The organism is Roseateles sp. DB2 (genome assembly GCF_051857535.1).
In the GTDB taxonomy this organism is placed as follows: Bacteria; Pseudomonadota; Gammaproteobacteria; order Burkholderiales; family Burkholderiaceae_C; genus Roseateles_B.
In genome coordinates, this window is the sequence record NZ_JBPZGY010000015.1 from 94,693 (window position 1) to 104,368 (window position 9,676).

9 protein-coding genes, 1 tRNA gene and 1 pseudogene are annotated in these 9,676 nt (G+C 65.6%); 7 read left to right on the plus strand and 4 right to left on the minus strand.

Annotated elements, in window-relative coordinates; genetic code table 11:
- Positions 1 to 5: 5 nt before the first annotated feature.
- Both ACS5PK_RS19125 and folE read right to left on the minus strand, forming a co-directional pair.
- Positions 6 to 428, minus strand: a complete 423-nt coding sequence (locus tag ACS5PK_RS19125; protein ID WP_439441861.1) for a BLUF domain-containing protein — start codon at positions 426 to 428, stop codon at positions 6 to 8.
- Positions 429 to 448: 20 nt separating this feature from the next.
- Positions 449 to 1,174: a GTP cyclohydrolase I gene (folE, locus tag ACS5PK_RS19130; RefSeq protein WP_439441862.1), complete on the minus strand. Its 726-nt coding sequence runs from the start codon at positions 1,172 to 1,174 to the stop codon at positions 449 to 451.
- A gap of 159 nt (positions 1,175 to 1,333) precedes the next feature.
- On the opposite strand from folE, the gene rsmB reads away from it, so the two are divergent.
- The 5 genes from rsmB (at position 1,334) to ACS5PK_RS19155 (ending at position 6,814) form a co-directional block, all read left to right on the plus strand.
- On the plus strand, positions 1,334 to 2,728 hold the full coding sequence (gene rsmB, locus ACS5PK_RS19135; protein ID WP_439441863.1) for a 16S rRNA (cytosine(967)-C(5))-methyltransferase RsmB: 1,395 nt from the start codon (positions 1,334 to 1,336) through the stop codon (positions 2,726 to 2,728).
- Positions 2,728 to 3,399 carry a DUF4390 domain-containing protein gene (locus ACS5PK_RS19140; protein ID WP_439441864.1) on the plus strand — a complete coding sequence of 224 codons (672 nt, stop codon included), beginning with the start codon at positions 2,728 to 2,730 and terminating at the stop codon, positions 3,397 to 3,399. The genes rsmB and ACS5PK_RS19140 overlap by 1 nt, the downstream gene beginning before the upstream one ends.
- A gap of 295 nt (positions 3,400 to 3,694) precedes the next feature.
- Positions 3,695 to 5,950: an ATP-binding protein gene (locus tag ACS5PK_RS19145; RefSeq protein ID WP_439441865.1), complete on the plus strand. Its 2,256-nt coding sequence runs from the start codon at positions 3,695 to 3,697 to the stop codon at positions 5,948 to 5,950.
- 13 nt (positions 5,951 to 5,963) lie between these two features.
- Positions 5,964 to 6,674, plus strand: coding sequence for a response regulator (locus ACS5PK_RS19150; protein WP_439441866.1), 711 nt, complete (start codon positions 5,964 to 5,966; stop codon positions 6,672 to 6,674).
- 64 nt (positions 6,675 to 6,738) lie between these two features.
- Positions 6,739 to 6,814 (plus strand) — tRNA-Phe (locus ACS5PK_RS19155).
- Between the two features lie 61 nt (positions 6,815 to 6,875).
- On the opposite strand, the gene ACS5PK_RS19160 is transcribed toward ACS5PK_RS19155, so the two are convergent.
- Together ACS5PK_RS19160 and ACS5PK_RS19165 are read right to left on the minus strand one after the other, a co-directional pair.
- A complete protein-coding gene (locus ACS5PK_RS19160) occupies positions 6,876 to 7,883 on the minus strand; it encodes a phage integrase (RefSeq protein ID WP_439441867.1) in 1,008 nt (335 codons plus the stop codon).
- The gene (locus tag ACS5PK_RS19165; protein ID WP_439441868.1) at positions 7,864 to 8,583 is read right to left on the minus strand and encodes a hypothetical protein; all 720 of its coding nucleotides are present in this window, start codon (positions 8,581 to 8,583) and stop codon (positions 7,864 to 7,866) included. The genes ACS5PK_RS19160 and ACS5PK_RS19165 overlap by 20 nt, the downstream gene beginning before the upstream one ends.
- Positions 8,584 to 8,691: 108 nt before the next feature.
- Here ACS5PK_RS19165 and ACS5PK_RS19170 point away from each other — a divergent pair, with 108 nt between their 5' ends.
- On the plus strand, positions 8,692 to 8,910 hold the full coding sequence (locus ACS5PK_RS19170) for a hypothetical protein (RefSeq protein WP_439441869.1): 219 nt from the start codon (positions 8,692 to 8,694) through the stop codon (positions 8,908 to 8,910).
- Between the two features lie 205 nt (positions 8,911 to 9,115).
- Positions 9,116 to 9,676, plus strand: a pseudogene (locus ACS5PK_RS19175) (replication initiation factor domain-containing protein); the annotation flags it as partial.

A 9,676-nucleotide genomic window follows, 5' to 3' on the forward strand; every position in this document is an offset into this window, starting at 1 on the left:
GCTGATCAGCTGCACTCGATCACGCCCGAGCTCACCAGCTCCTGGAACAGGGCCATCAGGGCCTGGCCGCGCATGGCATAGGGATTCAGGCGAGTGGTCTCGCTGTACTTGAGGACCAGGGCGGGGTTGAGCCGGTGCAGGTTGACCTGGCCCATGCTCCAGCCGGCGAAGCGGCGCTCGTCGATCTCTTCATAGCTCAGCAGGATGACGTCGTGGTGGCGCGGGTCCTGCACGATGGCCTTGTAGCGCGCGTTGACGGCATCGCGGGCGCCCTCCAGCACCTGGATGAAGACGCCGTCGCTGAGGCACAGCAGGCCGGTGATGCCCTCGGGCGGGTTGTGCTCGCGGGACTGCTTGAGGATGGCGGCCAGCTGGGCCTCCTTGGTGCCTTCGGCGGCACGGCTGGCGTAGAGAAGACGGACGAGCATGGCTGGCTCCTGGGGTGGGATTACTTCTTGCTGAGCAGGGAGAGGAACTCGCGGCGCAGATTGGGGTCCTTGAGGAAGGCGCCGCGCATCACGCTGTTGGTCATCATGGACTCGCTGTCCTTGACGCCGCGCCAGTGCATGCAGAAATGGTCGGCCTCCATCACGATGCCCAGGCCGTCCGGCTGCACACGCTCCTGCAGCTCGTTGGCCAGCATGGTCACGGCCTCTTCCTGGATCTGGGGACGGCTCATGATCCAGTCGGTGAGCCGCGCGTACTTGGACAGGCCGATCAGGTTGGAATGCTCATTGGGCAGCAGGCCGATCCACACCCGGCCGACGATGGGGCACAGGTGGTGCGAGCAGGCCGAGCGCACGGTGATGGGGCCCACGATCATCAGCTCGTTGAGCCGTGTGATGTTGGGGAACTCGGTGACGTCCGGGGCCTGCACGTAGCGGCCCTTGAAGACCTCGCGCACGAACATCTTGGCGACGCGCTTGGCGGTCTCCTGGGTGTTGTGGTCGCTGTCGGTGTCGATCACCAGGGCGCGCAGCACGCCTTGCAGCTGCTGCTGGACCTCGGCCTGGATCTCGTCGAGCTCACCGGCCTCGATGAAGTCGGCGATGTTGTCATTGGCGTGGTGACGGCAGTCGGCGGCGAGCAGCCGGTAGCGCACGCGCTCTGAGGCGGGCAGGGCGGCCAGCTCGTCGGCGCTGAGGGCGGGGAGGGGGGCGGTCTTGCCAGGCATGGGGGCCTCTCGGTTCTTCTATGGCGCGGATTGTGGCCCTTTTGAATGAATCGGGCGTGTGAGGTGCGCACTTGGCCCCAGACCTTGACCGGACAAGCGCCCGCCGCCTGCTTCACGCCCGCCTAAGCCTGGCCCGAGGCCCGCACTTACACTGCCCCTGTGTCAGAAACCTCCTCTCCCTCCGCTGCCGGCATCCCCCTGCAGCGTCTCCTGCTGCAGGCCGCGGACGCCGTCCAGGCCGTGCGCCAGGGGCGTTCGCTCACCGATGTGCTGGCCCGCTGCCCGCGCGAGCTGCGTCCAGGCACCCAGGCCCTGAGTTTCCAGGTACTGCGCCAGCTCGGCGCTGCCCAGGCCCTGCGCCGCCAGCTGGCGCCCAAGGCGCCGCCGCCCAAGGTCGAGAACCTGCTGCTGTGCGCCCTGGCCCTGCTGTGGCCGTCGGACGACCCGCCCTATGCCGCCCACACCGTGGTCGACCAGGCCGTGCGCGCCATGCGCCAGCGCGCTGCCCCCAGCGCGGGCTTCGTCAACGCCGTGCTGCGCCGCTTCCTGCGCGAGCGCGAGGCCCTGGTGCAGGGCCTGCAGCGCGATCCGGTGGCGCACCACAACCATCCACAGTGGTGGATAGACCGCGTCCGCCAGGACTGGCCCCAGCACTGGCAGGGCATCCTCGCTGCCAACAACAGCCGACCGCCCATGACCCTGCGCGCCAACGCCCGCCAGGGCAGTGCCGCGGCCTACCAGGCGCGGCTGGCGGAGCAGGGCATGGCCTCGCGCCTGCTGGGCGACCGCCTGCCGCAGGCTCTGCTGCTGGACCGTCCCCAGCCTGTGGCGGCCCTCCCGGGCTTCGAGCATGGGGCTGTCTCGGTGCAGGATGCCGCCGCCCAGATCGCCGCCCCGCTGACCGTGGCCGCGCTGCAGGCGCGCACACCGCAGGGGCAAGACCTGGCCCTGCCGGCCCTGCCGCCCGGCGCCCGGGTGCTGGACGCCTGCTCCGCGCCCGGGGGCAAGACCGCGCACCTGCTGGAGCTCCAGGCCCTGGACCTCCTGGCCCTGGATGCCGACCCCGAGCGCCTCGCCCGCGTGGAAGGCAACCTGCGCCGCCTGCAGTTGCAGGCCCAGGTCCGCGCCGTGGACGCCCGCCAGACCGCGCAGTGGTGGGACGGCCGCTCCTTCGACGCCATCCTGCTGGACGCCCCCTGCAGCGCCTCCGGCATCGTGCGCCGCCATCCGGACGTGCGCTGGCTGCGTCGCCCCGAGGACATCGCTCAACTGGCCCGCATCCAGGCCGAGCTGCTGGATGCCCTGTGGCCCCTGCTCAAGCCGGGCGGGCGCATGGTCTACGCCACCTGCTCGCTCTTCAAGGCCGAGGGCCAGGACCAGGTCGACGCGTTTTTGCAACGCCAGCCCGATGCCGGGGCCGTGGAGTGCGCAGGGCTCACGGGTCATCTGCTGCCCGTGCCTGACAATGGCGCCCAAGACGCGGCCGGGCAGGCTGTTCCGCTGGACGGCTTCTTCTATGCCCTGCTCCTGAAATCGCCTGCTTCCACCCGCTGATGGTTCTCGCCCCCCTGGCGCCCGAGGCGCCATGTCTGCTGCGCTGTGCCTGGTCTGCCAAGGGCCTGGGCCGCGCCGTGGCCTGGGGGCAGCGGGGCCTGCGGTGGGTGGTGGGGCTGCTGTTGACGCTGGCCCTGCTGATGGGAGCGGTGTCGACAGCTCGGGCGGAGGGCATTCACCTCACCGACCTGCGCACCGAGCGCACGGACGAGGGCCTGCTGCTGAGCTTCAGCGCCCGCTTCGAGCTGACCAAGCCGGTCGAGGAGGCCCTGCTGAAGGGCCTGCCCGTCTACTTCCAGGCCGAAGTCAACGTCATGCGCGGCCGCTGGTACTGGCGCGACGCCCGGGCGGCCCGGGCGGCCCGCAGCTGGCGTCTGGTCTGGCAGCCCCTGACCCGCCAGTACCGGGTGACCACCGAAGGCCTGCACCAGAACTTCGACAGCCTGCCCGAGGCCCTGGCCTTCATGCGGGGCGTCTCCGGCTGGCGCATCGCCGAGCCGCGCGACATCGACGAAGACGGCAAGTACTACCTCGAGTTCAGCTACAAGCTGGACACCTCCCAGCTGCCCCGCCCCATGCAGATCGGCCTGGGCGCACCCCAGGGCTGGGGTTTGAGCGTGGAGCACAAGCTCAATCTCGCGCCTGACTTCAGCGCCCGGCTGCAGCCATGAGCGCCGCACGGCCGCCCGAAGGCGTTCATTCCCGCCTGGCGGGACAGCACGCAGTGCGAAGGGTGCCCCAAGTGCGCGCCGCACGGCCGCCCGAAGGCGCTCATTCCCGCCTGGCGGGACAGCACGCAGTGCGAAGGGTGCCCCAAGTGCGCGCCGCACGGCCGCCCGAAGGCGTTCATTCCCGCCTGGCGGGACAGCACGCAGTGCGAAGGGTGCCCCAAGTGCGCGCCGCACGGCCGCCCGAAGGCGTTCATTCCCGCCTGGCGGGACAGCACGCAGTGCGAAGGGTGCCCCAATGAGCCGCGTGAGACGCTGGGCCTGGCTGGTCTCGCTGCTGGCCGTTGCCGGGGCGAGCGGCTTGCTGGCCTTTCTGCTGTCCATCGGCGCGACCGCCGAGCGCGGCTTCTTCGAGCGGCACTACGAGTGGCTTCTGGGGCTGAACATCGGCGTGGCCGGCGTGCTGGCCACCGTCATCATCAGCGCCGGCGTGCGCCTGGTGCTGCGGGTGCGCCGCGGCAAGTTCGGCAGCCGCCTGTTGCTCAAGCTGGCCGGCATCTTCGCCCTGGTGGGCGTGGTGCCTGGTGTGCTGATCTACACCGTGTCCTACCAGTTCGTGAACCGCTCCATCGAGAGCTGGTTCGACGTGCGCCTGGCCAGCGCGCTGGAGTCCGGCCTCAAGCTGGGCCAGGGCACGCTGGACGGCCTGGTCAACGAGCTGGGCAGCAAGACCCGCAGCGCCGCCGAGCGCTTGGGCGAGCAGGGCGGCACGCCCATGACCCTGGCCCTGGAGCGCTTGCGGGACCAGCTCTCAGCCCGCTCGGTGAGCCTGCTGGGCGCCAACGGCCAGCCCCTGGTCGTGGTGGGGGGCGCCGAGAACCCCGCGCTGACCCTCAGCCGCACCAGCAGCAACCTGCTGCGCGATGCCCGGCGCCAGGGCGTGATCAGCAAGATCGAAGGCCTGGAGGACGAGGCCAAGGCGCTGGAGGGCCAGGCCCGCATCCGCGCCCTGGCCCTGGTGCCCAGCAATGACTTCAGCCTGGGCGCCAGCGATCGCTACCTGATGGTGGTGCAGGGCCTGCCCGGCTCGGTGCTGGCCAATGCCCTGGCCGTGCAGAACGCCAACGTCGAGTACCAGCAGCGCTCTCTGGAGCGCGATGGCATGCGCCGCATCTACCTCGGCACCCTGACCCTGGTGCTGATCCTGGCCGTGTTCGCGGCCCTGCTGCTGGCTGTGACACTGGGCGACCAACTCGCCCAGCCTCTGCTGCTGCTGGCCGACGGCATGCGCCAGGTGGCCCAGGGCGACCTCACCGCCAAGCCCACCATCGCCTCGCGCGACGAGCTGGGCGGCCTGACCCGCAGCTTTGCCGACATGACACAGCAGCTGGCCGATGCCCGCCACATGGTCGAGCAGAGCGTGACCCAGCTGGAGAGTGCCCGCACCCATCTGCAGACCATCCTGGACAACCTCACCGCCGGCGTGATCGGCTTCGACGCCCGCGGCGGCATGGACACCATCAACCCTGGCGCCACCCGCATCCTGCGCCTGCCGCTGTCGGCCTACCAGGGCCAGCGCATGGAGGCCGTGCCCGAGCTGCAGGACTTCGCGGCGGAGGTGGCCCAGCGCTTCGCCAGCAGCGTGGACAACGACGGCACCTGGCAGGACAGCTTCGAGCTCAAGCTGCCCGGCAATGCGGAGGCGTTGAACTTGCTGGTGCGCGGCGCCAGCCTGCCCGAGGGCGAGCGCCTGATCGTGTTCGACGACATCTCCGAGGTGGTGTCGGCCCAGCGCTCGGCCGCCTGGAGCGAGGTGGCGCGGCGCCTGGCCCACGAGATCAAGAACCCGCTGACGCCCATCCAGCTCTCTGCCGAGCGCCTGCAGCACAAGCTCGAGGCCAAGCTGGAAGGTCCGGACCAGGCCATGCTGGTGCGTTCGGTGGGCACCATCGTCAACCAGGTGCAGGCCATGAAGCAGCTGGTCAACGAGTTCCGCGACTACGCCCGCCTGCCCGCCGCCCAGCTCAAGCCCCTGGACCTCAACGCCCTGGTTGGCGAGGTGCTGCTGCTCTACGTCTCGGCGCAGGAGGCCGGCCGCCTGCATGCCGAGCTGAGCCCCGAACTCCCCCTGATCGTGGGGGATGCCACCCAGCTGCGCCAGGTCATCCACAACCTCGTGCAGAACGCGCTGGACGCGGTTGCTGACCGAGAGCAAGGGCATGTTCGGGTACGCACGCTCAAATCCGTCGGCGACACTGGCGAGCTGCGTGGCTTGCGCCTCGTGATCTCGGACAACGGTCCCGGCTTTGCGGAGAAGGTGCTCAAGAGAGCCTTCGAACCCTACGTGACCACCAAGTCCAAGGGCACGGGCCTGGGACTTGCCGTGGTCAAGAAGATCGCCGATGAGCATGGGGCGCGTATCCGCCTCAGCAATCTGCATCCTGACGGCGACGAGTCCTTGCCGCCGAACGGCGCCCAAGTTTCGTTATCATTTTCAAAACTCGCGACTGCACCGAGCCCGGCCGAGCCGAGCGAAGCTCCCGGGGCCGCGTGAACAGTAGGCATACATGGCAACCATTCTTGTTGTTGACGACGAACTGGGCATCCGGGCCCTGTTGTCTGAAATCCTGACCGACGAAGGTCACACCATCGAACTGGCCGAGAACGCCGGTCAGGCGCGCGCCGTTCGCGAGCGCATGCGGCCCGATCTCGTGCTGCTGGACATCTGGATGCCTGACGTCGATGGCGTCACCCTGCTCAAGGAGTGGGGCAGCAGCGGCCAGCTGACCATGCCCGTGATCATGATGAGCGGCCACGGCACCATCGACACCGCGGTGGAGGCCACCAAGTTCGGCGCCATTGCTTTCCTGGAAAAGCCCATCACCCTGCAGAAGCTGCTGCGAGCCGTGGAGCAGGCCCTGGTGAAGACGGCGCCTCGCCCGGTTGCGCCGCCACCTGGCCTGCCCAGCTACGCTGTGCGGCCTGAGCTGCCCTTGCATGCGCATAGTGCGGTGATGAGCCACGGCGGCCACAGTGTCGCCCCGGCCATTGCGCCTGTGCAGGCCCTGGCTTCCGAGCAGCTGTTCGAGCTGGACCGCCCCTTGCGCGAGGCGCGCGACGCCTTCGAGAAGAGCTACTTCGAGTTCCATCTGGCCAAGGAGAACGGCTCCATGACCCGCGTGGCCGAGAAGACCGGCCTGGAGCGCACCCACCTGTACCGCAAGCTGAAGCAGCTGGGCGTCGATCTTTCAAGAAATAAGCGCAACAGCCAAATTTAGTGTTATAGTCATGGTCTTCGCTGATCGCTGTGTTGCAAGACAGGGTGGTCAAGGAAGCAAAGATGGCCAAGTAGCTCAGTTGGTAGAGCAGCGGATTGAAAATCCGCGTGTCGGTGGTTCGATTCCGCCCTTGGCCACCAGAATTCGCGAAAGAAATCAACGGGTTACGCTTAGCGGCGTAGCCCGTTTTTCTTTGTGGTGTCAACCAAGTGTCAACCGCGCCAACGGGTTCAATGCCTTCGCTTCTTGGAGGTGTTCTGGCGATAGGTGTGAGTAGCGCATCGTCATCGTGACGTTGGCGTGGCCAAGGATGCGCTGCAGCGTGAGGATGTTGCCGCCGTTCATCATGAAGTGGCTTGCGAAGGTGTGCCTTAGCACATGAGTCATCTGGCCATCTGGAAGTTCCAGGCCTGCTCGCTCGACCCCCTCTCGAAACGCTGAAATCGCGTAGCCGAAGATTCGGCCAATGCTGCCGTGGACCTTGGCATGTTCAAGGATTTCGCGCTCCAGCTCGTCGCTGATAGGCACGGCGCGTGTCTTGCCGGATTTCGTTCGGGCGTACTCGATGAGACCATTTCGCACCTGGCTCTCACGCAATTCCTCGGCTTCGCTCCACCGGGCCCCAGTTGAGAGGCAGATTTTGCTGATCAGCAGCACGTGCGGATTTCGGGAGCTCTTCAGCGCGGCGAGAAGTAACGCGATCTGCGCATCCGTGAGATAGCTCAGTTCGGTCTGCTGGACCCGGAACTGGCGCAGATTGGCGAGCGGGTTGTCCTTTGTCCAGTGACCGAGTCTCACCAGCTCGTTGAACATTGCTCGCAGGTAGGCATGTTCTCGGTTCATGTTGCTGGCTGTGATGCCCGCCTCCATGCGTGCCGTGCGATACGTGGCGAACATTTCGACCTTGAAGCGGTCGGCAACTGGATCACCCATTGCCTCCACCATTGCCTTTAGGCGGCGGTGCATGTCATGGCCAGCTGAAAGCCCCGAGCCGTGATGAGTGAACCACAGCTCGACCAATGAAGAGAGGCGTCGAGTGTCACGGCGTTCGGGTTGCCATTTGGCGTCCTGGTTGACCTGAGTTGTCAGCCAGGCCTCATAGGCCTTGGCCTCCGCCTGCGTCTTGAACGTCTTGCGAAAGCGCTTCCCTCCTCGCCCGCCGGGCTGCACATCGACTAGCCAGCCGCCATTACTTTTTGTGATCGCCATTATCTTTGGTGATGTTTATCTGCTTCATTCGCTCTTCTAGTTCCCGGTTGAGTCTTCCTGCTAATTTCTCGATTTCTGCCTTCTTTTCTGCAAAGTGCGCCTGCAAGGCTTCATACGCCTCTGTTTCATTTAGATCTATTGCGCTCCCTTTCATCCTCTGCGCCTCGCTTCTCATTTCATTGAAGGCGGAAATGGAGGTCTCTATTCCAAGATTCAATATGTATTCATCTAGGAATATGTGCATCCAGCGGAATGCTTTCAGAAGTGAAGATCTTTCTGATGCCGGCATTGGATCGCCCTGGCCGACCTTTAACAGGCCTAGGCCATCCAGCGCTTGCAGCGCAGTCTGAACGTTTTCAAGCTCCTCGGGCGGAGGCTTTAATGCCTCTTCAAAGTAGGTTGAACTTGCCTTTGTTTTTCTGCTTCCTGCGTAATGCTTTGAACTCCACTTCGGCGTTACGTGACCATATTGGTCATCGCTAATTCCTGTGGCAATCCAGAAGGCCATTTCAGGAAAGGCCTGAGAGACTTTTTCAGCCATGGCAATGGTCGCTTTTTGTTGCCCATTCAAAAAGTTCTTCCAGCTGCTAGCCGCGATGCCCGTCAGCGCCTCAAGTTCTTTGACGCGTCCTTTTTCTGCTGTCTTCGCCTCGATCACTTCGCGCACCCGCGCCGAGATGCCAACTTCGTTGCTTGACACAGCTACCTCCGACTGTAGAATGTCCAAAACGGCTAAAATTTAGCCATAACGGATGAAGTGTAGCCCTGTGGACTTTGATTGAGTCGAAGGGGCTTAGGGGTAGCGATTATGGGTTCGTTCGAAAGCTCTGCACAGCCGCACGCCTTTGTCGTGCCAGTGATGACCCGGGAAGCGTTCGCGCTTGCCATTGGCCTTCCTCTCGGCGTGCTGGTTGCTCAGGCCGAGCGCGGCTACTGGCCTCAGGTCACGGTTGGCAAGCGCGTGTTCATCAACGTTGAAGCCGTACGCCTGAAGGCCGCAGAACGGGCGCAGGAGTTCGTGCTGTGAAGGCCGCTGGATCTGTTCGTCCGCAGCGCCAACTGGACTTCTGGCCTGAGCTTTCCTCGTCGCCAATGGTCGCAGTCGCACGGCTGGTCGGCAGCCGCGCGAAGCACCGCAGCGTCAGCGAGGAGCGCAGCGCGGTGCCGGCAAGCCGCAAGGCTCCCCCCGCGGGTAACACGGGGAATGAGAAGAGCGGAGCGGGGAACGCGCGATGAGCGACACCAAGTCTGAACGCCTCGTCCTGGAAGGCCGTCGCCTCAAGGTGCTCTGCGCGGAACGGCAGCTCGCCGCTGGCCAGCATCAAGGTGTCGTCGTGGACTGGCTCCGCTTCACCTTCCTCGAAGCAAAGGCTGTTCATCTCCGGACCGGCACGTATCAGGGCCTCACGGCCGAGCACTTCGCACGCGCCGTTGCTGGCGAAGTCGCTGCGCTGATGGGCTTCAGTGTTGGAGACACCCGGAAGGGGCGCGACTTCTACCAGCACACCGTGCTCATCACAAATGGCGATGGTGTGGAGATGGGCTATGCCTCCGCCGGCAATGACCGGCAGCGCGGGACGGTCTGCGTCAACATCTCCGGCGCCGGATGCACCTTCGCCCTTCCAGGGTGGGAGCAGCGCATAGAGAGCTACATCCGCGAACTGGACGGAAAGCTCACGCGCATAGATCTCGCGCTGGACTTCTTCGAGGCCGAGACAGATGTGGTCGAAGCCTTGGAGTGCTACAAGGCCGGCGACTTCGATTTCCAGAATCGCCGCCCTAGCAACGAGCAG

Excerpts from the sequence above, each read along its gene's own strand:
- ACS5PK_RS19125 (WP_439441861.1), bottom strand. The coding sequence starts at position 428 with ATGCTCGTCCGTCTTCTCTACGCCAGCCGTGCCGCCGAAGGCACCAAG.
- folE (WP_439441862.1), bottom strand. The coding sequence starts at position 1,174 with ATGCCTGGCAAGACCGCCCCCCTCCCCGCCCTCAGCGCCGACGAGCTG.
- ACS5PK_RS19140 (WP_439441864.1), top strand. The coding sequence starts at position 2,728 with ATGGTTCTCGCCCCCCTGGCGCCCGAGGCGCCATGTCTGCTGCGCTGT.
- ACS5PK_RS19145 (WP_439441865.1), top strand. The coding sequence starts at position 3,695 with ATGAGCCGCGTGAGACGCTGGGCCTGGCTGGTCTCGCTGCTGGCCGTT.
- ACS5PK_RS19150 (WP_439441866.1), top strand. The coding sequence starts at position 5,964 with ATGGCAACCATTCTTGTTGTTGACGACGAACTGGGCATCCGGGCCCTG.
- ACS5PK_RS19160 (WP_439441867.1), bottom strand. The coding sequence starts at position 7,883 with ATGGCGATCACAAAAAGTAATGGCGGCTGGCTAGTCGATGTGCAGCCC.
- ACS5PK_RS19170 (WP_439441869.1), top strand. The coding sequence starts at position 8,692 with ATGGGTTCGTTCGAAAGCTCTGCACAGCCGCACGCCTTTGTCGTGCCA.